Origin of the sequence: Shewanella sp. MBTL60-007, from assembly GCF_019654915.1 — a bacterium.
GTDB lineage: Bacteria > Pseudomonadota > Gammaproteobacteria > Enterobacterales > Shewanellaceae > Shewanella.
Genome location: NZ_BPET01000014.1, coordinates 1 through 20,773, shown reverse-complemented (window position 1 = coordinate 20,773; position 20,773 = coordinate 1). Strand labels below are relative to the sequence as shown.

Sequence of the window (20,773 nt, the reverse complement as noted above, 5' to 3'; positions counted from 1 at the left end):
TCTTTTACTCTTATTATTCTTTTGCTATCGACAAACACTAATCTGCCAGTTAGCTACTACAAGACATGATTAAACCTTGTCCCCAATCCGGTGGACGCTTGGCCAAATCGTCAAAGTCAGGTTGCTCATCGAAAGGTTTTTGTAGTACTCGCTGTAGTTGCTGCAATGGTGCTAAGTTGCCTTCCTCTACGCCAATTATCGCCTCTTGGGCTAAATAATTACGCAAAATATATTTCGGGTTGACTCGATTACGCGCCACTTGCCATTGCTCGACGTCCTTAACATTTCCAAGTCTAACTTGATAAAGCTGATACCAAGTATCAAAAGCACTACGATCGACAAAGTCATCCCGTAAAACACTGTGGCTTGAGTTAGGATCTAACTGGCCGAATCTGCGCCAAGTATTGGTATGGTCTAACTGATTGCGCTCCATCAAACTAGTAAAGCCGCCAATGAGCGCCAAGTCATGATCATCCTGTTCGCCTCCTGCTTCACAAGCCATTAAGCCTAACTTAGCGCGCATCAGCACTAGATATTGTTTAACCAACTCCACTTGATACTGATTTAACGCCTCAATCAAATCGTCGGACGCAATGATGGGCGATAACGCCTGCGCCAGCCGTTGTAAATTCCACAAAGCAATACCTGGCTGTTGTCCGAAAGCATAGCGCCCTTCAGGATCGGAATGGTTACAGATGAAGTCTTCTTTAAAGGTATCTAAAAAGGCGAATGGACCGAAATCAAAGGTATCACCGAGAATCGACATATTATCGGTATTCATCACTCCATGGGCAAAGCCTATCGCTTGCCAGTGAGCAATCATTTTAGCCGTATCGGCCACCACTCGCGCAAACCATGCTTTATAACCCGCCACATCACAACTTAAGTCTGGGTAATGCTGAGTCAGGGTGAAATCCAGTAGTTGCTTAAGCTTTTCAGGCGCCCCACGCTCGCTATGACAAAAGAACTCAAAATGACCAAAACGAATATGGCTCTTAGCGAGTCGAACTGTAATTGCTGCCGTCTCTTGAGTCTCACGCCATACAGGAAGATCTGAACCGATAACCGCTAATGCCCGAGTGGTAGGAATATGCAGATGATGCAGGGCTTCAGAAATTAGAAACTCACGCACGGCGGAACGCATCACAGCACGGCCATCACCATGGCGTGAATATGGCGTAGGGCCAGCTCCTTTTAATGCGACATCCCAAGCACCTTGTGGCCCTAGCGCCTCACCTAGAATGATTGAGCGACCATCGCCAAGTTGTGGTGAATAACCACCAAACTGATGGCCACTGTAAACCTGAGCATAATAGCTTGCGCCATCAATCTTAGCGTTACCCGACAACCCCAGTAGCAACTCATCTGTAGGTTGGGTCAAACCGACTAATCCTGCCGCATCGTCACTCCAGGCGAGCCAATGTGGATTACTAATACCAACAGGGAACACCTGGGAATAATAGCCAACCAACTGCTCGAAGAAGTCTTGTTTAAATCGCATGCTATTTTGAGGAGATGACATTTTGGCAGCTGAGTGACCGACCATCGGCCTCACACTGATAACCACAGACATAGTGACCACCGACATCGCCACCTAGACGGATAAGCCCTAGTCCTTTTGAGTGACACTGCTCAATCGTTGCATAGTAGCCGCTAATAAAGCTGGCTGACTGCTCAACACTTGGCTGAGTTTGGCTATCGGGATAATACAATAGCGTCCACTCGGGAGATTGAGTACAAGCTACCAAGCCGATTGATGCCGCCCCGATCAAACATAACGAACGAAAACTCATATAACACTTCCTATAAATAAAAAGGCGAAGCCCAAAATTCAACTCTGGGTTTCGCCTCTTCGGTAACCACTATACTTATTCTACACAGCTTAGTGATCGATTGCCTTTAACTGTTACGCTATTTATTGGCTTTTGCCTTCGCTTTGTCGATACGGGTAATTCGCCCTTCAAAGCCTGTCACTGTGCCATCGGTCAGACCATACTCAATAGCAGTCTTACAAATTGATATAGCGCCGTCGAACTCACCATTATCATTAAGTAGGGTCGACAGGTGCATCATTGCGGTTCCCTTCACTTCGGCGTCTGGGTTTTCGGCCTTAAGACCCTTAACATAGGCCGCAAACACCTCTAAGTAGCTTTGAGAAAGCGTTGCACCATATTGCACATATTCAGTTTGCTTACGCTGCTTATAGCATTCGGCAATTGCAGCTGAGATCGCTAGGTGTTGCGTAGGAGCATCACCGGCTTGCTCAAGTTCGTTAACGGCTTTAGCGAGCTTAGGGCTGGCCCATGATAGATCGACAGCTTCAGCCTTAACTTCTTGCTTAGGCTCAGGTTCGGCCTCTGGTTCTGGCTGAACTTCTGGCTTAGGCTCTTCTACGGACTGAGGCTCTACAACTGGCTCGTCTTTAGCAGCAGCCTCAGGTTTCACTTCTGGCTCTGGCTCTGGCTCTGGCTCTGGCTCTGGCTCTGGCTCTGGCTCTGGCTTCGCAACAACTTCAGCAACTGCTTTTTCTTGGTCAACCTTAGGCTCAAAACTCACACCATCGACCGTAGGGGTAGAGACCTCCTCGGTTGCTTCAGGGGTGATATCTTTGATCTGCGTCTCAGGCACATCTTGTGCCTCTTCTGACTGCTTAGCTGCTTGCTCTTTCTCTGCTTGTGCCGCTTTTTGAGTGCGTCTATAGAGATAAACACCTATTACAATCAGCAGTATAATGGCTATTTCTTTCATTGTTTCCACCATAGGTTGGCCACGAACACATCCGTCATACGCTTATATAGCGACACGAATGAGTAAAAATTAAACATTATTAGTAATGCATTCTCTCTCTTAAAATCAAGTATTTATATCTCTTTTTTAATCGGGTATCAAAATTATTCGTTTTTTTGAGTGTTACAAAGCATAAATAGACTATGCGATTAAGCTTTTAATGGCTCTGGAACAGAAAAACTCAGTTAGGGTATGCTAATCACCTGCAAAATGAAAATTTGAAGATATATTCGTGACAATTTAGATAGCCTGAGTCAATAAGCACTATTTTGTGCACATCTTCAAACTTTCACCCTTATATTTTGTCACGAAAAGATAACCCACTTATTATGGAAATACCCCAGTAGGTTACTAAGGTATATCATGGCATTTGAACAACTACTCAGTGGCAAACTTCTCAGAGAGTTTAAGACAATTTCCGCTATGGTGAAGATCTACTGTAAAGCTCACCATGCAGAGTCTGACTCTCATCCTTGTGAAGAGTGTAAAGACTTTATCGAATACGCTCACACACGCTTAGACAGATGCCCCTACGGTCAGGAAAAACCGACCTGCAATAAATGCCCTGTACATTGTTATAAGCCGCATATGAAAGCCAAGGCGCGTGAAATCATGATTTACGCTGGCCCAAGAATGCTACTGCCTCATCCTATAATGGCCGTTCGTCATCTACTCTCCGAGCGTAATCCCGCGCCAGGTAAGCCACCCGAGGCGAACTCCAATCGCCATCAGCGTATAAAAATTTCTAAGCAGGACTAACATGCCTCGTCCAAGCTCAAATCTGCTCTTGGACGAGATCGCTCCCCCCACTAAAATCCACTCCCTATAAATCACATTATTTAAACTCCATACCTATCACTTCCTTGTGTATTTGAAATTCACTACTAGACTTTTGAAAAGTAAAAGGACTTATTCAAAGCTGAACGTCTAATTTCGCTCAGTAACAGATGCAGCATGGAGGCTGAAAATTTGAGCAAAGAAATCCTACTCGTTGAAGACAATAAGGTCATGCAGTTGCTGATGACTAAAATGCTTTCTTCACGGGGCTACCGAGTCATTAGTGCCTCTAATGGTATCGATGCTCTTGCTCAACTCGATAAGCACCCCTCTATCCAGCTAGTCCTCAGTGATTGGATGATGCCTGGCTTAAACGGCATCGAACTTTGTTATCGATTAAAATCTCCCGAATATGGCCGCTACATCTTCTTCGTTTTACTCTCTGGCCGTGATGACAAAGAGTCTATTGTCGAAGGAATTAATGCCGGAGCCGATGACTTTGTCGCCAAAGATACCAATATTAACGAACTCGATGCTCGCCTTAAGGCGGGCATTCGAAATCTAGAACTCCACAACCAGCTTATAACCAAAAATATTGAACTCGACCGAGCCTATGCCACCATTCGAGAAGATCTTGAGTCCGCCAACTTATTAATTCGCCGTATGCTCCCTAGCCAAACTTCTTTCCAAGGCGTTGAGCTGCATTACACCCATATTCCTAGCACCCAGATAGGGGGCGATATGCTAGGTTGCATGCAGCTAGATGAAGATCATATCGCCATCTATCTGTTTGATGTGTCAGGGCACGGTGTTACATCGGCATTAATGTCTTTCGCTATCCAACAAAGTATCAGCTCTAACTCCACCAGCAACTCCAACGTAAAGCGTAGAAAAGAAACGGATCCTTTTTATAGCCTCAGGGATCCCAGTGAGGTATTAGCTAGGCTCAACCGAAGTTATATCAACCAAGGTAATAATAACCTCTATTTCACTATGGTTTATGCGGTGCTTAATACTAAAAGCGGGCTATTAAACTATGCCTTCGCGGGTCACCCGCCTATGATCTGGCTACAAAAACAGCAACGACAATGTCACTTCATTCAACAAGAAAGCTTTGTGGCTGGCATGTTCGATTTCGCCGATTACCAAACCGAGCAAGTACAACTCAATAGTGGCGACCGCATATACCTCTACTCTGACGGCATCACTGAAGCCGAATCTAGCGACAGCCAGCAATATTCAGAGCAAGGTTTAAAACAGCTAGTTCAGGAGTTAGCCGAACAACCAGTCGTCAAACAAACCGACACCATTGTAGAAGTACTCAAAAGTTGGTCTGGCACGACACAATTCAACGATGACATCAGCTTATTAGTATTTGAATGGAATGGAACTTAACTGAGGAAATAGCATGCAATTCGATATTATAGAGAAAGGCCAATACACGGTGATCCAAGTTAGAGAGGCGAGGTTTGACGCTAAGCTAGCGCCCTCTTTTCGCGAAGAACTCGAAAAAATACAAGGTAATATCCGCGAACATTTGGTTCTGGATCTCGGTGATGTTCGCTTTATGGATAGCAGTGGACTAGGAGCCGTGATGGGCGCCTATAAGATGCTACGCAACACCAAGATTAGTATCGTTAATCCACAAAAGCCCATCTTAGACCTACTCAAACTGACTCGAATAGATAAGCTGATATTAAGTCATCCAACAATAGAAGATGCTCTAGCTCCCACCACTTAAAAGGACTGTGTGATGAAAGGAATGATACTTGCCGCAGGGAAAGGCACACGCATTAAACCAATCTCCTATGCAATACCAAAACCTATGGTACCGATCCTAGGCAAACCCGTGATGGAGTCGATGATCCAGCTGTTTGCTAAACATGGCATCGACAAAATTGTGGTTAATACCAGTCACTTGGCGGAGATAATTGAAAATTACTTTGGTGATGGGCACCACTTCAACGTGCAACTATCATACTCCTATGAAGCAAAAGAGGTCGATGGCGAATATGTTAGCCAAGCACTAGGCAGTGCAGGCGGCATGAGAAAAATACAGGACTTTTCAGGCTTCTTCGATGAAACCTTCGTTGTAGTATGTGGAGATGCTTGGATAGACCTAGATCTTAAAGAAGCCGTTGAGCATCACAAGCAGCATGGCGGGATCGCAACCATCATCACCAAAGAAGTCGAAAGTTCCGAAGTGAGCAAGTATGGTGTCGTGGTCACCGACAAATACGATCAGGTCACTAGCTTTCAAGAAAAACCCACAGAATCCGAAGCCCTCTCCAACAAAATTAATACTGGCATCTATATATTTGAGCCTGCAATTTTTGACTTCATCCCTAAAGAGATAGAGTTCGATATTGGTAGCGATCTCTTTCCTCTGCTTGTCGAGCGCCAAGCCGACTTCTATGCCATAAATATGGACTTCCAATGGTTAGATGTTGGCAAAGTAAAAGATGTATGGGAGGTTACCAGCGATATCATTAACGGTAAGGTCAAAGGTTACCCCATCCCAGGTACCCAAGTCTCCCCAGGAATATGGGTAGGTATCAATACACGTGTCGACACCTCTAAATGTAAAATTACCCCTCCGGTAATCATCAGCAGTGGCAGTGAAGTTCAAGATGGCGCAACACTCATAGGCCCCGCAGTTATCGGCGCTAATTGTAAGATCGAAGCCAAAAGCGTAGTGAGTAATACCCTTATTTGTGACTATATTCACCTCGCTGACGACGCATACATAGTTAATAAAACCATGTTTGGAGATTATTTATTGGGGCACGATGGCTATACCCAGCTTTTAACCGACTGCCAGTACGTGCATATTCTAAAAAACCGTAACGTTTCACGTCCCCTAAGCGGCATTGCCTGTATAGATAAGCTCTACAAATCGCCTCCTATCCACCGTGATACCCTGCCACCATTAGAGCAAGCCAAATAGGGGAAAATGACGTGAATACAGGGAAGTTTCATAAACAATACTCTAGCTGTTTGGAGGCTCCTCGCGCAGTGGCCTCCGATATTCTTCCTTTTTGGCAGTCGCTTGGCTTAGATGTCACGGTTATCGGACAGATGGAGCTATGCCTAGTCGAAATAGTCAACAACGTCTTTGAGCATGCCTACTCAAACCTTGAAGGTGCCAAGTTTGAGATCACCTCTTATTTAAATGATACAAAAGAACTAATTATCGAGGTCTCTGACTACGGCGATTCGATGCCGACCAATATCCTTAAAGATCTCCCTAAGATGGACTTTATTGAGCCATTGGCGACCGAGCCCAGTACTTGGTTACAAAGCCGCAGAGGACTAAAAATCATCCAGCAACTTTCTGACAAGATAGAGTACAACTCAAACGAGAATCGAAACACCTTCAAACTGCAGCGACAAACAAGTTAAAGTGACACTTGCTCCACAAACATAAAAAGACACCTTAGGCAGCAAACGAGTGATCATTTAAATGGCTACATTAATAATCAAAGGAGAGCTTAATGATTAAAATAGATGAATTAAAAGCACTCTGTGACGGTGATGATTCGATGCTGAACATGGTACTCACCCTCTATATCGAAGAGTACAACCAGAGTTACAACATCATTAAGCAAAGGTATAGCACAGAGGATATTGAAGGCTTGTTTCAGATCGCCCACGAGTTGAAAGGTATGTTTAGTAATTTATGTGCACAAGATGCGGTAAGCTTTGCACAAGTCGTAGAGTCTAGTACTCAAAATGGTGCGCTCCCAGATGAAACTGCAATCAACAAGCTTTGCGAAGAAATCCAGAACATTAACCAACAGGTCCAAGTGCTATTACAATAATTGCTTTCCCAATCAGTTATTCCCCCCCATGTGATCAAAATACAAAGTTTACGGTAAAAGTAACTAAATCTACGTCTGGGCTTTCATCGTAAGTCAGCGGTGATGTGACAAACTGAGCTCGATTGCCTTCCTCTTGAGAAAAAATCATCTGATACTCTAGATTGAATGAAATGCTCGAAGTCGCATCATATCTAACCCCAGCCGTCACAGCCTTAGATTTGCGCAGCTGATGACTTTCGCCGTAGGTTAAATAGGGAGATAAGTAGTCAAAGGCATAAATCGCCGAGGCATACCAGTTGGTTTGTAATCGATCGAACTCCACCTCCGCCATCCATAACCAGGACTCATAACTGTACTCGACTCCCAGAGTATAAATATCCAGTTTTTGCTGCTCTGGCGAAGGTTGCTGCCTATATTTGGCCTGCATAAAGCCGCTATGAATCCGATAGTTAAACCCGACCAAGTCAATATAGATCCCCGCCATATATTCGGTATCAAATGTCAGTAAATAATCACCTAGTTCCACCTTATTGACCCTATCAAAACCGTAATAGGGCGACACGGTTAACAAGAGTTCATCGGAAATCTCATAATCCCAAGAAACAGACAGACCATCATAGAATGTAAATCCTAAAATGCTGTCATACACCTCCTGAGGAGGCCTAGCCCACGGGTAGGCTTGGCCAACATAGTAGTACTCAGAAACCAGAAATAGCGGCAAACGCAAACGCCCTGCTCTCACCTCAAAATCATCAAACTCATATGAAAGATAGGCCCACTCAAGCTCTGGATCGCTCCACTCATCCTGAGTACGCTTAACCACCTGTCCTGATGCGGTTAAGCTATCAAATAGATCAATATCTAGCTGCAAACCAAATATGGTGTCACAGTCATAACAGGTATCATCAGTGATCTCTCGGCTAATAAACAGCGGAGTGCGATTATCTGTCTTACTGATAGCGGTTGAACCAAATCCACTGAGAGAAATGCTATCGGTAAGCTCAATACTTGCCTGGGCGACAGGTAGAAATATAATTGAAGATAATGCGATAAAGCATGTTCGGCGACGTAACATAACTACTCTCCCTGAGGCACAGTTATCAAGATATTGACTTCTTCAGGCACTGATTCAATAGGCGCATAAGCGATGCCGTTAGGGTTATCATTAAGCCATTTTAAAATCTGTTTAATATCATCACTATCAAGCTCATCAGGCGGGGAGCCTCTGCCCGAAAATGCAAGCCCCGCCCAATAGCCGTTCATCTGCGAAACAGACTTGCCGAGTAGCATCTTATAAAATTCTTCTCTATGGATGGATGTTTCAGGAAGGTCTACTAGAACAATTTTCAAGCTGCCCGATATTTTCTTACTCTTACCACGATAAAGCATTCTCGCCTTGCTCTTACTCAAGGGAGGTAAGTCATCATTAAGGCTAAAAATAGCAAACTCAACATCGTCGTTTTCATCGATGGCTTCTACAGCTTGGAGGGATAAAGAGATACAGCAAAGCAGTAGCACTATTAAGAGCTGAAAAAAGATAGGCCTAACTCGCACGTTTAATCCCTTAAACATTAAAACCCTCAATCCTAGATAGTTTTATACTATGCTGAATATAGTCAAGGCTAAGTTAAACTACAAGAACGGCGCTAACTTGTTCAATTCATGGAGTAGAAATGAGCATATTTAATCATGCTTCAATAAAAATACGGATGTTAGCCTTGGTGCTATTACCGCTCATTTTTGCCTCTTTTTTATCGGCATTAGAGGTTAAAAAACAGAGAGAGAATGTTCAGGCTTTAAATACCCTAAACAGTAAAGTCAGCTTTCTCGAATCTTTATCCCAACTAAACAAGCTTACCAATCAAGCAAGAGAGCAGTTATTCAAACACAACACTAAGGTGACACTCGCCCCCTTAGCCTCTTCGCTCAACAGAATATCCCAGCAACTATCTCAAACATTTACGGCTAAGAATTATTTAGATATGGAGTCTTGGGTAACTAACACCAATGACGCCCTAATAGAATTGGCGGAAATGAATGCTGATGATCTAGCAGACTGGTCGATTTGGTTTAATGAGCTACAGGTTCAAGCAATAAACACCCTAGAGAAAGACAGCTCTGGATTCAACTATGATATCAATCAACAGCTTGAAATATTATACCAACTGCAATGGCTGTCTTTATGGTCGACAGAAGAGAAATGGTTAATCAATCTATTACTGCAAGACCGCAATGATGGTGAACTGCTAAGCCAATTAAACTCCATCACCGAGCGCCAACAACTTTATGTAGAGCGCTTTATAGATATTAACGCCAAACCTGAGCAGGTCTCGCTCTTGCTCAGCACTTTTTCAGATAAAGCATTCGAACAGAGTTATCAATTAAGAAGTCATATTTTAAATAAGCAAACTTTAGCCAACACTCCCAATATCAGTTTGGCAGCCTTCAACCAACGACTCGATTTAATCCAATATGTTGTGAGTAGTTTTTCCGCTAAGCTCAGTAGCAACATTCACGGCGAGATCGCCCAGTCAAAAAATCTAATTTGGCTATTTTGCGTAGCGCTAGTTATCTCTCTAGCCATCATCGCCATCATTGGAGCCAACCTATACCGACGCATCATCAACTACCTAAGCCATGTGATTAGCACCATGTCACACATCGAAGAGACTCACGACTATTCCCACAAAGTTAGCGAAGAGGGTAACGATGAGTTAAGCCTATTTTCTAAAACGCTTAACAAGCTCATTAATGAGCGGCGTCAGAATGAACTAAAAATATTACAAGCGAAACAGGAAGCTGAAAAAGCCAATCAGGCGAAGAGTTTCTTTTTGGCTAATATGTCCCATGAGATCCGCACCCCGCTTAACGGCATTATTGGCATGTCCGATATTATGACGGGCACAAAGCTAACGCCAACTCAGAGTGAGTACCTGCAAACCATCGAGACCTCATCTCAAACGTTACTCATACTGATCAATGACATACTCGATCTATCTAAGATTGAGTCTGGTAACCTCTCTATCACCAATACCGACGCCGACATCACCGAGTTAATTTACGATACCTTAACCATAGTATTGGCAAAGATCGCCGAAAAAAACCTAACATTAGAAGTCGAGATAGATAACGATACCCCACACCTACTCTCTCTCGATGAACACCGTATGAAGCAGGTTCTGGTCAACTTACTCTCTAACGCGGTGAAATTTACTCAGGAAGGAGGGATTAAGGTGGTCATATCCTGTTGCAATGCTGCAGGCTATTGCGACCTACTCATTAGTGTGCACGATAGCGGTATCGGTATCGCAAAAGAGAAACAGCAACATATATTCTCTCCATTTACTCAAGAAGATAACACAACAACTAGAGAGTTTGGCGGCACAGGGCTTGGCCTCGCGATTTGTAAGCAACTCATCACATTGATGGGTGGAGAGATGAGCCTTATTTCAGACAAAGGAAAAGGTTCCTGCTTCTCCATTAAACTCAGATCTGCAATTATCACTCAGAAAAAACCTGTATCAAACCAGTTCGAAGGTTTAACTGCTGCGCTTATTTCTAGTAACTCAGAGCTCAGTGAACAACTTGATAGAGAATGCCAGCAACAAGGCTTTAATCTCAATTTCCACTATCGTTCCTGCTTCGATCTGTTACAGGAAAATCAAACGTTTGATCTGCTATTTATTGACAGTTTGTCTTCGACCAGAGACAGCATTGCGGCCTTGCCTGAACTGCTAAGACAGAGGGATATTTTTACGATTGCCCTCAATACGCCAACTGAGAAGCGAGATTTAGATAATATCGATGCGACAGTAACCCTTCCCTTACTAGGCAACCGCTTTAAAAATGCAGTCCACAATGGACTAGAGAATCGGAAATTACGACATAAACAAGACTCAAGCAGTATCAACAATCATCACAAACTCACAGAAGAGCCTGAAAGAGTGAAGGTTGTGGTACTGATAGTCGAAGACAACTTAGTAAACCAAAAAGTGGCATCATTACTTGTTAAACAGGCAGGGTTCGATTGTATTATCGCCAATAACGGCCAAGAGGCGTTAGATTTCATCAGTTCAGGGGAGGCTTTTCACGCCATTTTAATGGACTGCATGATGCCCGTTATGGACGGCTTTACTGCAACGGAAAAAATTCGAGAATGGGAGGTTCTACATTCCCAGCCTAGACTGCCTATCATAGCGCTAACCGCCAGCGTGCTCGATCAAGATATTGAAAGGTGCTATCAATCAGGCATGGATGACTACCTTGCAAAACCATTTAAAAAAGAAGCCTTGCTGCACAAACTTAGATCAGTCTCCAAGCTTGCCAGTTAAGCTTGCCGCTATCGATGTCACCGCTTCCGCCAGCAACCCCTTAGCTACTGCTGGCGTTAAACAATTATTCTTGTTCACTTATTAACTGAGTGTCAAAAGGTATTACTATTAGTTGGCGTGTTCAAAAATTCAACACTTGCATCTAAAACAACATTAGGTTGAAATGAGTTTGGCATGAATGAATTTAGTGAGTTTTTCTCTCAAGGCTATTGGTGGCTCTCATTGCTTGGCGGTATTCACTGTCTAGGCCTAGGCTTGTATATCCGTTATATCTACCACGAAAAAAATGGCACTAATAAGCTTCTTGGAGATATCTTCAGCCTTATGGCGCTGTATTTTTTTACCGGTCTACTGACCAGTGACAATGCCCCCGCCCCCTTACATCTGCTGTTTATATTAATCATCCCAGTCTACTTCCTGGTAATGCCGCTGCTCTATCTTTATTGCGATCGCAGCTTGCATGACATAAAGCAACCTATTGGTTTTTCACGCCACTTTTATCCGGCGCTCTTCATTGCACTTCTCGTCATTCTAGCCATCAGCTTTCGGCTACTGTTTACTAGTGACGGGCCTAATATAGGCTTCTCTAATCCACCAGAGGCCACCGATTTAAGCTTACTATCCCTGTTATTACCAGCGCTACTTTTTATCCAAACAGGGATCTATTTTTACTACATCATCAAGATGCTTAGCCGCTATCCCAGCAGAACATCACGACTGCATCAAGACAGTCTGAAAGACATCAAGTTCCGCTGGCTACTGGTGCTAACTCTAGCCCTGATGAGCAATTGGCTTATCAGGGCCGTGCTCATCATTCTGCCCTTTTATTTGGGTGATCAGGCCATCGTTATCAATCAGGCTGCCACTAAACTGACCTTGCTACTAACCGTTTATCTACTTGCTATCTACGGACTTAAACAGATCACCCGAGCCGCGTTTTTACGTGGCAAACTTGCTCAGCAGTTACCACAAAGAAAGCCGATGCAAGCCAGTCAACAATTACTCAGCTCTGAAGAGCTTGCCTATTTGCATCAGTTGATGCAGGAAGAGGAGCAACTCAAAGAATCTAAGCATCAATAATGACTGCTTTTGATACATCTCAAATAAACCCATCCAATGAGTATTTTTCATAGCCAACTGCGTAAAAGTTACGCTAGTGTATGAGCCCACAATTCAAAACAATAACAACATATTGAAGGTTAGGAATTAATACATGAAACAAAGACACAAGCTTTCAGTGCTTGCAGCCGCGCTGATCGGCTGCAGTTTCTCTGCAACAGCAACACAGAGAAGCCACGACATCACCATAGATGATTTCTTCGATATAGGTAATATGGGCGCGGTAACACTGAGCCCTGATGGCAAACACGCTGTCTGGCTTGAATCTCGCTGGGATAAGGAGCTGGATAAGAGCCAGCGCGACCTGTGGCTGGTCGAAATAAAATCTCAGCAATCAAAACGCATGACCTTCACCAACGAGAGTGAGTCTAGCCCACAGTGGAGCCCCGATGGTGAGTACGTCTATTACCTTGGTAAGGTCAAACAGGAAGGGGCAAAAGCCCCTTTCAACGGCAAAACTCAGGTCTTTCGCCTATCGGTAAAAAGCGGTGATAGCCAGCCGATGACCAAGGAAGCCGAAGGTGTAGCAGGTTTTGAGCTTAGCCACGATGGCAAGAGCCTGTACTTTTTAGCCACCAAAACCACCACCGATGAAGATCAATGGGCATCGATGCGAGCCAGCCACAGCGCGCCTAAATATGGCCACGGTGAACAAAAAACTAACCCGTTATATCAACTCGATCTTGAGCACTTCAAACAAAAATTACTGCTCGACGATGACAAAGTCGTGTGGGAGTTTAAGGTCAGCCAAGATGGCAACAAGATCGCCCGAATCACCACTACAGACAATGAGCTGGTATTCCTAGAAGGTTGGTCAGACGTTGAGATCTTCGATACCAAAACCCAACAAAATAGTGTACTCGCCGATACCCAGTGGCGTGATAATGCTCCCTCGCCTTATGGCTGGCTGCTTGGATTGGCGTGGCAAGACAATAACACTGAGTTAGCCTTTAGAATCGACTATGACGGCCATCCTGGCCAGCTGTTTATCGCCGATGTAAATGCCTCAGATAAGCCTTCATTAGAAGTGACTCGTCCCGGCGATGTCACCCTTACATCAAGCGATCTGACTTGGCGACCAAACAGTGATGAGATCTGTTATCGCGGCGCCGATCATGGCCGTGTCAAACTCTTCTGTACCGAGATCGATGATGGTGAGCAGGGCGATACCCGCATCGTAATCCCGGGCGACATGGTTATCGGCAGCTATAGCTTTAGCCAAAACGGCCAGTCCGTTGCTTTTAGCCACAACGGTTTAGATCACTTCTCCGACATGTTTACCGCCGATGCCAACAGTAGCCTTGCCAAGGCTAAGCGCTTGACCAATATCAACCCACAAGTCGATAGCTGGAAGTTACCACAAGTCTCCATCGTCAAGTGGACAGCACCAGATGGCGCAGTGGTCGAGGGCATACTGGACCTACCGGCGGGCTATAAAAAGGAAGACGGGCCACTTCCCTTAATAGTGCAAATTCATGGCGGCCCGACTGCAGCAACCCCTTATGCGCTGCAACACAGATCATACGGCCGCTCAACCTTTACCGCCAACGGTTGGGCGCTGCTCTCCCCTAACTATCGCGGCTCAACAGGCTACGGCGATAAGTTCTTAACTGACTTGGTTGGCCGAGAGCATGATATCGAAGTCAAAGATATCATGGCCGGGGTCGATCAGCTGATAGCGGACGGCATAGCCGATGGCGACAAGATGGCTGTTATGGGTTGGAGTAATGGTGGCTACCTGACCAATGCACTCATTAGCACCAATAATCGTTTCAAAGCAGCAAGCTCTGGCGCAGGCGTGTTCGATCAACGTCTGCAGTGGATCCTCGAAGATACCCCTGGCCATGTGGTCAACTTTATGGAAGGCCTACCTTGGGAAAAGCCTGAAGCCTATAACCACGGCTCTTCGCTGACTTATGCAGATAAGATCAAGACCCCGACCTTGATCCATATCGGTGAAGGCGACCAACGTGTACCACTTGGTCATGCTCAGGGTTTATATCGAGCGCTGCACCATTACCTCAATGTTCCTGTGGAGTTGGTGGTCTATCCCGATGAAGGCCACGGTCTGAGCAAGTACCAGCATCGTAAAGCTAAGATGGAATGGGATCAGAAATGGTTCAATCACTATGTATTAGGCCAAGAAGTTAAATAAGTTTAGATGTCGCACCAGCAAACTATAAAAGCGCCTATCGGCGCTTTTATTTTTCCTTTTACATAGATAACCCCGGTTACAATTCCGGCATTCACTTTCTGTTCAGTAAGGGTATGCTAAGGTTTAGCCAGTTTTTTACAGGGGAAGAATCGAATGACAAGTTTTATCAAACGAATCAGTGCCACTTTCTGCATATTCGCCAGCATGATGTTTGCACCACAAGCGTTCGCCGAAGACGGTTACGCTCAGGCCAAAAGTACTTTCCAGCAAGCGAGCGAAACACAAAAATTCTTCAATAACGCATACGGCTACGCGCTTTTCCCTACCGTGGGTAAAGGTGGGATAGGTATAGGTGCAGCTTACGGTAAGGGGCGAGTCTATCGTGGTGGTAGCTATACTGGTGACACCAGCTTAACTCAAGTCTCCTTTGGATTTCAGCTCGGAGGCCAAGCCTATAGCGAGATAATCTTCTTCAAAGATGAGGCTGCATACAGAGACTTTACCAGTGGCAGCTTCGAGTTCGGTGCTCAAGCCTCAGCCGTTGCTATCAACATTGGCGCTAATGCTCAGGCAGGTACCACAGGAAATTCAGCAGGAGCAGGCAAGAGTGCAGCGAAAGCGGCTTATATCAATGGCATGGCAGTGTTTACCGTCGCGAAGGGCGGGTTAATGTTTGAAGCGGCTCTTGCTGGTCAGTCTTTTACTTTTGAAGAGAAGTAAGGAACAAGAGCTAGGAAAAGCAAAGACGAGGTCGGGCTTCGCCCTGCGAGGACGTGACTTCGTCACTGCGAGAGAAGCTAAGACGAAAAGACTGAGAAGATAGGTTCTAGGCTTGAGTATTAAAGGTTCTAGGCTCTAGGCTCTAGGCTTGAGTATTAGAGGTTCTAAGTTCTAGGCTTGAGTACTAGAAGTTCTAGGTTCTAGGCTCTAGGCTCTAAGTTCTAGGCTTGAGTATTAGAGGTTCTAGGTTCTAGGTTCTAGGTTCTAGGTTCTAGGTTCTAGGTTCTAGGTTCTAGGTTCTAGGTTCTAGGTTCTAGCAATAAAAAGCTAGAACCTAGACACATCAAAGCTAAATACGCTATTTATGACCCCAAGGCACTGGTGGCAAATCGACAGGCTTAGTCAAATCAAAGTCGACTCTAAAATCGCGGTTTTCTCGAGTTAAGCGATAGGTAAACTCCTGTGGTTTAACATACATATGCCACACATTCGTCACCGATACATCTAACCCATTTTCTCTAAAATTATTAATCGAGTAAGCATCCACGGGGAAAGATTGCTCCGTCGCGCTGCCCATATCTGCAGTCATGCCGCCGTACATGGTCACCTTGTCTTCACTACCGTCTTTATGACGATGATCGTGAGCAAGATGCAAACCATAAGGGGTCTTAGTGATCACCCAAGTGCGGGAGTGGTCATCACCCACATGAAAGGGGACTTTCAGCTCGGTATCGCTACATTCTCGTACATGCATGACGAGCTTCTTACCGCTAAAGGCTGAATCTGCACTATTACCTGCTGTCACTGTACCTTCAAATGCCTTACCACAGTGGGCTGCTAAGTTATCAAAAAATGCACTCTGCTCAGAGGTGACTGCCATAGCTGGTAGTGCAAAGCTTGTCACTGCTAACAGTGCGATTTGTGAGTATTTTATTGTTTTCATTATTATCTCCAATGATGGGGAATTTACCCTACCATAAACAGATAAATTTTAACTGAAGTGGTTAGAGATTTAACCGAGTCGAAAAGTCCCCTCAGCGAAAACAATGCCGAGGGGAAAGATTGCAGGATGATACGAATTGAGTGTGATCAAGGCGATGATCCTGCAAACGCCACACAGGAGCTACCGCCAGCGATGACAAACACAAAAATCTACTGAGCTTGCCTGACACCTAACGGTAATACCTCAACAGCCCCACTATCGCCTCTCAATGTGGCTGCCGTAAGTTTTGGATATATCTTGGCCTCCTTCATAGCGTGTTTCTATAAAAAGGAGTCATTGTAAATACGGCTTACGCCTTCTCCACGCGGATAGGGATCCCGTGACGGCAGTTAGCCCCCGTCCAGTAATCGTTTAACATGCTCGCAGTTTGCTTACGGGTAGGATCTGAAGGGATCATCTGATTGATCGCCACTCCCCCCGCTCGCTCTTTGAGGGCCGCTAATTTCTCGCCATTGATGATCCTGTCATCACCACCAAAGCCTTGTGAGTGACCAAATCCGTGGGATACACAAACTGCGCCCGGTGCAACGCCAAAGTCAGTTTGCAATAGACCAGTAGCGGGTTTGCCATTCGCTGTGATGAGTTTGACCCTATCACCGTCGGTTAAGCCCTGCTGTTTGGCAGTATCTTCATGCATGTAAACAAAGTTAGTCGGGCTAATCTCAGCAATACGTTTATAGGCCACCGCATAATTTGAGCGCACCGTTGCCTTATAACTAGAAAATAGCAACGGGTACTCGGAGGCCGGCCAATGACTTTCCCAACTATCCCCATTCCAAAATCTATGTTCGTGATAGGTAATGTTGCCCGGATAGTGCTCACCTGAATACGCATGGCGCAGCTGCGCTACCGCCTCGTGATATAGCTGCAGACACTTAGGCGCTGCACCTTTTACAAAGTCTCCTTCATAACGCTCATCGGCAACATAGTAGCCACCACGGGATAACAGCGCCTCGACCTCGCGGGCTTCAGTTGCTGTCAATCTTGGCGTAAGCGGCTTCATGGCATAATCCAATCCTGCCCACTGTCTATCTTCTGCTGTCACTTTCGGCAGGTTTTCACACTGAGATGCAACGTTTGCGAGGTATTTTGCGTGCCAATCTTCGAAGCAAAGCAGATCCGCTTTGCTACCATCAGCATGGGCTATCGCGCCCTTACCAAATCCTGGGAGCTGCATATCCAGTGCGATATCAACGAGTAACTGCTCCATACAAACGTGCTGACCCGCGGCATTCTTCACGGTTCTTGGAGTCACAAGTGGGGCAGCAGCCACCACCCCTAACATGTGTGAGCCCCACATGCGGTCAGCAGCATACTCTTCAAGCATTGAGCGATCAGGAATAAAGTAATCCGCGTAGCGGTTGGTCTCATTCATATGGCAATCGATACCGATAATCAAGGGCAGACACTTAGGATCGGCAATACTAGCCACCACCTCTTGGCTAATCGATGCAGCGCTATAAAGAAAGTTATTACGCCAATTGAACAGCACCTTAGCTTGGTAAGGATCGTTATTAGCGTGACTCGTCCATTGCTCTGCCGCATTCATTGCGGGCAACACCTCATGCCAAGGTGTACTGGCTGGGTATGGGTTTTCGCCTTTAGCGACCTTCTGCTTATATTCCGTTGATGACTCATAGGCACCATCTCGGCAGGCATTCACCACACCATCTAGGCTGACACCATTATCGATATTCGCCAGATCGTAACGCCCTTCCATGCCGCCAATTGGGCCATTACCGTAAATAGCACCACCTTTAGCATCGTGGCTGCCCACCAAAGTATTCAGGGTTGCCCAGATCCAGCCCATCACAAAACCATCCGATGAGTTAGTACCGCCATTGCCTGCAACACAGGCTTTACGACCATATTGACCAAGATCTTTAGCCACTTGGCGCATCGCATCAACACTAATCCCCGACTTAGCTGCGTACTCTTGCATGCTGGTGCGCTGCGCTTCTTTTCGTAACAGATAAAGCGATGAAGCTAACTTCACCCTGCGACCCGACTTATCTTTTATGATCTTACTGACAAATAACTCCGCCTTATCACCAGACTCTGCCGCCACCAAGCTATCACTTCCGGCTTTTATAATAATGGCTTCATCACCACCTAAGCCAAAGTCTTTCGCCTTAGCGAAACGGCGGTAGTCAGGGTGTTTAGGATCGACAACCACCAAGTGGCCAGCATTGGTATAATGAAGCTCGCCCGCAGCTTTGGCCGCTTTCTCACTCGCGCCTTCAAGATGAACCTTGTTAAACCAGCCCTCTTCGAGCATGGTGCGGATAACCCCAAAGGCGAATGCAGCATCTTGTCCTGGTTTTACAGCTAACCAAGTCGCATTGGTATCGGCAGCCACAGTGGTGCGAAGTAACGGGTCGACACATACATACTTAAACTTTCTTTCAACCCGACTGTCGGCCAATCCACGGCCAACACGGTTAAGGCTGACACCTGAAGAACCTGGGCTCGTTCCCATAAATAGACCATATTCGACATTTTCCCAGTCAACATCGTTGAGCCACTCTTCAAAGCCTGCTGCCATGCCTAAGCTATAGCCTGTCGCCTGTGCCGCGCCACAATAGGCGTGCTTAGTGCCTAAGTTGCTTGTGCCCCAAGACTGCTGCATAAAGCGCGCATAGAAACTGCCGCGCAGGGTATCTTCGGCACAATAGGTTGCAAACAGGTGGTTAGCAGCGGTACCAAATTCAGGAAAGCCAGGCTTAGCGAGCTTATCTAGCTGACGCAGGCTGCGCAGCCCTTCAACATGGCCTTCACCAAACAGATCACCGCCTTGCAAAATCTCTTGCAGTGCCTGTTCATAACTAATCGTTACCCAGCGACCTTCGCCACGTTTGCCATCACGTTTAAGTACCTGAGTGACTCGGCGCTCATCATCTACTGAGTCGGCGCAACTGGCACCTTTGGCGCAAGTCGTTGCACGATTTTTAAGGCCGTTCTCACCCGCTAATGCGATATAACTCTGCTTCACACTGGTGTCGATTGGCAGTGGTGAACCAGAGTTGTTTTCACAGTAAGGGTTGCCGCCCACTTTTAATACTTTGTCATTTTTCTCATCCACCCGTACCCGTAAGCCACAGATGTTGTAGCAACTAAAACAGCGTGAGTAAGCGGTGCGCACACCCGGTGTTAGCTGCCAGTCACCATTAGCATCTTGCTGGCATTCCGCTGGGATCGGGTGGCCAAAGCAGCTTACATCTTGGCTGCGTGCTGGATGTATTGGCTGCGTTTTCTCACCACAGCCCACTGTGGCAGCCGCGACTGAGACAACGCCCGCTTGGGTTAAAAATTTACGTCTATCCATTATTAGCTCCTAGCGTTGCCATTCGAGGAAATTAAGAGACAAGATCTGTTTATCTTTCGGCTGTTCCGGTAAGCCGATATAGAAGATATTTGGCTTAGTGCCTGCGTCAGCCAACATGGCGTACACCTTGTTGTCGCGTACTAATTGAGAAACCTTGCTACTGGGATCATTAAGATCACCAAAGTTACGCGCTTCACCAATGCAAGTCTCAACACAAGCGGGCAATAAGCCGGCTGATACGCGATGAATACAGAAGTTACATTTCTCAGGTGGTGAATTAAGGGTTTCATCTTTACGTCTGGCTCCGTATGGACAGGCATCGACACAAAGCTGACAATGAATACACTCATCATGATTAATCACCACAATGCCATCTTCTTTGCGCTTATAGGTCGCTTCAACGGGACAAACATACACACAAGCGGGGTTATCACACTGGTTACACTGGTTTGGTACTGCCAATGTGGCTAAGCCCATTTCGGTTTCAATTGCAGCCTGATTGACTCGGGTACGACAACGCCCCGCGTCAGTTTGATTTTCCATCGCACAGGAAACAGTACAAGATAGACAGCCTGTGCAACGGCGAACATCAAACACCATCGCCAACCGTTTACCTGGAGTTTTAGCTTGAAGTTGAGCACTGGGGATCAATGTTAACATTGCACCACCAGCAGCCATTTTTAAAATGGAACGTCTATCCAACATAATTATTCCTTATTATGAATACAGTAAATA

The 20,773-nt window shown here is 45.7% G+C and carries 18 protein-coding genes; 10 read left to right on the top strand and 8 right to left on the bottom strand.

All coding sequences use genetic code 11. The features are described from left to right. Positions 1-49 precede the first annotated feature (49 nt). From K5Q92_RS06750 to K5Q92_RS06740, 3 genes are all read right to left on the bottom strand, one after another. Positions 50-1,501: a YdiU family protein gene (locus K5Q92_RS06750; protein ID WP_259649515.1), complete on the bottom strand. Its 1,452-nt coding sequence runs from the start codon at positions 1,499-1,501 to the stop codon at positions 50-52. Position 1,502: 1 nt separating this feature from the next. Continuing rightward, positions 1,503-1,793 carry a hypothetical protein gene (locus K5Q92_RS06745; RefSeq protein WP_220768260.1) on the bottom strand — a complete coding sequence of 97 codons (291 nt, stop codon included), beginning with the start codon at positions 1,791-1,793 and terminating at the stop codon, positions 1,503-1,505. A 118-nt stretch (positions 1,794-1,911) separates the two neighbouring features. Next, entirely contained in the window at positions 1,912-2,748 is an 837-nt protein-coding gene (locus K5Q92_RS06740) for a hypothetical protein (RefSeq protein WP_220768259.1), read from the bottom strand. A 402-nt stretch (positions 2,749-3,150) separates the two neighbouring features. Between K5Q92_RS06740 and K5Q92_RS06735 the strand changes: the two genes are divergently transcribed. The 6 genes from K5Q92_RS06735 (at position 3,151) to K5Q92_RS06710 (ending at position 7,385) form a co-directional block, all read left to right on the top strand. Beyond that, entirely contained in the window at positions 3,151-3,546 is a 396-nt protein-coding gene (locus tag K5Q92_RS06735; protein ID WP_220768258.1) for a nitrous oxide-stimulated promoter family protein, read from the top strand. A 210-nt stretch (positions 3,547-3,756) separates the two neighbouring features. Further along, a complete protein-coding gene (locus K5Q92_RS06730; RefSeq protein ID WP_220768257.1) occupies positions 3,757-4,959 on the top strand; it encodes a PP2C family protein-serine/threonine phosphatase in 1,203 nt (400 codons plus the stop codon). A 13-nt stretch (positions 4,960-4,972) separates the two neighbouring features. Beyond that, positions 4,973-5,305 (top strand): STAS domain-containing protein, encoded by a 333-nt coding sequence (locus K5Q92_RS06725; RefSeq protein ID WP_220768256.1) that lies wholly within the window; start codon positions 4,973-4,975, stop codon positions 5,303-5,305. A gap of 12 nt (positions 5,306-5,317) precedes the next feature. Continuing rightward, positions 5,318-6,511, top strand: a complete 1,194-nt coding sequence (locus K5Q92_RS06720; protein ID WP_220768255.1) for a sugar phosphate nucleotidyltransferase — start codon at positions 5,318-5,320, stop codon at positions 6,509-6,511. 11 nt (positions 6,512-6,522) lie between these two features. Then, positions 6,523-6,966, top strand: coding sequence for an ATP-binding protein (locus K5Q92_RS06715; RefSeq protein ID WP_220768254.1), 444 nt, complete (start codon positions 6,523-6,525; stop codon positions 6,964-6,966). A gap of 92 nt (positions 6,967-7,058) precedes the next feature. Continuing rightward, positions 7,059-7,385 carry an Hpt domain-containing protein gene (locus K5Q92_RS06710; RefSeq protein WP_220768253.1) on the top strand — a complete coding sequence of 109 codons (327 nt, stop codon included), beginning with the start codon at positions 7,059-7,061 and terminating at the stop codon, positions 7,383-7,385. Between the two features lie 34 nt (positions 7,386-7,419). Here the strand turns inward: K5Q92_RS06710 and K5Q92_RS06705 are convergent, their stop codons facing one another. Both K5Q92_RS06705 and K5Q92_RS06700 read right to left on the bottom strand, forming a co-directional pair. Then, positions 7,420-8,460 (bottom strand): hypothetical protein, encoded by a 1,041-nt coding sequence (locus K5Q92_RS06705; RefSeq protein WP_220768252.1) that lies wholly within the window; start codon positions 8,458-8,460, stop codon positions 7,420-7,422. Positions 8,461-8,462: 2 nt separating this feature from the next. Next, the gene (locus K5Q92_RS06700; RefSeq protein ID WP_220768251.1) at positions 8,463-8,957 is read right to left on the bottom strand and encodes a hypothetical protein; all 495 of its coding nucleotides are present in this window, start codon (positions 8,955-8,957) and stop codon (positions 8,463-8,465) included. Between the two features lie 101 nt (positions 8,958-9,058). On the opposite strand from K5Q92_RS06700, the gene K5Q92_RS06695 reads away from it, so the two are divergent. The 4 genes from K5Q92_RS06695 to K5Q92_RS06680 all read left to right on the top strand — a co-directional run bounded on the left by K5Q92_RS06695 (position 9,059) and on the right by K5Q92_RS06680 (position 15,710). Then, positions 9,059-11,716: an ATP-binding protein gene (locus tag K5Q92_RS06695; RefSeq protein ID WP_220768250.1), complete on the top strand. Its 2,658-nt coding sequence runs from the start codon at positions 9,059-9,061 to the stop codon at positions 11,714-11,716. Between the two features lie 174 nt (positions 11,717-11,890). Next, the gene (locus K5Q92_RS06690) at positions 11,891-12,796 is read left to right on the top strand and encodes a hypothetical protein (protein ID WP_220768249.1); all 906 of its coding nucleotides are present in this window, start codon (positions 11,891-11,893) and stop codon (positions 12,794-12,796) included. A 133-nt stretch (positions 12,797-12,929) separates the two neighbouring features. Continuing rightward, a complete protein-coding gene (locus K5Q92_RS06685) occupies positions 12,930-14,990 on the top strand; it encodes a S9 family peptidase (protein ID WP_220768248.1) in 2,061 nt (686 codons plus the stop codon). A 153-nt stretch (positions 14,991-15,143) separates the two neighbouring features. Next, positions 15,144-15,710, top strand: a complete 567-nt coding sequence (locus K5Q92_RS06680) for a YSC84-related protein (RefSeq protein WP_220768247.1) — start codon at positions 15,144-15,146, stop codon at positions 15,708-15,710. 358 nt (positions 15,711-16,068) lie between these two features. Here K5Q92_RS06680 and K5Q92_RS06675 read toward each other — a convergent pair whose 3' ends face one another. From K5Q92_RS06675 to K5Q92_RS06665, 3 genes are all read right to left on the bottom strand, one after another. After that, a complete protein-coding gene (locus K5Q92_RS06675; protein WP_220768246.1) occupies positions 16,069-16,653 on the bottom strand; it encodes a hypothetical protein in 585 nt (194 codons plus the stop codon). 349 nt (positions 16,654-17,002) lie between these two features. Beyond that, complete coding sequence (locus K5Q92_RS06670) at positions 17,003-20,038, bottom strand: molybdopterin-dependent oxidoreductase (protein ID WP_220768245.1); 3,036 nt, start codon at positions 20,036-20,038, stop codon at positions 17,003-17,005. 9 nt (positions 20,039-20,047) lie between these two features. Beyond that, a complete protein-coding gene (locus tag K5Q92_RS06665) occupies positions 20,048-20,743 on the bottom strand; it encodes a 4Fe-4S dicluster domain-containing protein (protein ID WP_220768244.1) in 696 nt (231 codons plus the stop codon). Between the last annotated feature and the right edge of the window lie 30 nt (positions 20,744-20,773).

Coding starts and splice junctions, on each gene's coding strand:
- K5Q92_RS06750 (WP_259649515.1), bottom strand. CDS start 1,501: ATGCGATTTAAACAAGACTTCTTCGAGCAGTTGGTTGGCTATTATTCC.
- K5Q92_RS06745 (WP_220768260.1), bottom strand. CDS start 1,793: ATGAGTTTTCGTTCGTTATGTTTGATCGGGGCGGCATCAATCGGCTTG.
- K5Q92_RS06740 (WP_220768259.1), bottom strand. CDS start 2,748: ATGAAAGAAATAGCCATTATACTGCTGATTGTAATAGGTGTTTATCTC.
- K5Q92_RS06735 (WP_220768258.1), top strand. CDS start 3,151: ATGGCATTTGAACAACTACTCAGTGGCAAACTTCTCAGAGAGTTTAAG.
- K5Q92_RS06725 (WP_220768256.1), top strand. CDS start 4,973: ATGCAATTCGATATTATAGAGAAAGGCCAATACACGGTGATCCAAGTT.
- K5Q92_RS06720 (WP_220768255.1), top strand. CDS start 5,318: ATGAAAGGAATGATACTTGCCGCAGGGAAAGGCACACGCATTAAACCA.
- K5Q92_RS06710 (WP_220768253.1), top strand. CDS start 7,059: ATGATTAAAATAGATGAATTAAAAGCACTCTGTGACGGTGATGATTCG.
- K5Q92_RS06705 (WP_220768252.1), bottom strand. CDS start 8,460: ATGTTACGTCGCCGAACATGCTTTATCGCATTATCTTCAATTATATTT.
- K5Q92_RS06700 (WP_220768251.1), bottom strand. CDS start 8,957: ATGTTTAAGGGATTAAACGTGCGAGTTAGGCCTATCTTTTTTCAGCTC.
- K5Q92_RS06695 (WP_220768250.1), top strand. CDS start 9,059: ATGAGCATATTTAATCATGCTTCAATAAAAATACGGATGTTAGCCTTG.
- K5Q92_RS06690 (WP_220768249.1), top strand. CDS start 11,891: ATGAATGAATTTAGTGAGTTTTTCTCTCAAGGCTATTGGTGGCTCTCA.
- K5Q92_RS06685 (WP_220768248.1), top strand. CDS start 12,930: ATGAAACAAAGACACAAGCTTTCAGTGCTTGCAGCCGCGCTGATCGGC.
- K5Q92_RS06680 (WP_220768247.1), top strand. CDS start 15,144: ATGACAAGTTTTATCAAACGAATCAGTGCCACTTTCTGCATATTCGCC.
- K5Q92_RS06675 (WP_220768246.1), bottom strand. CDS start 16,653: ATGAAAACAATAAAATACTCACAAATCGCACTGTTAGCAGTGACAAGC.
- K5Q92_RS06670 (WP_220768245.1), bottom strand. CDS start 20,038: ATGGATAGACGTAAATTTTTAACCCAAGCGGGCGTTGTCTCAGTCGCG.
- K5Q92_RS06665 (WP_220768244.1), bottom strand. CDS start 20,743: ATGTTGGATAGACGTTCCATTTTAAAAATGGCTGCTGGTGGTGCAATG.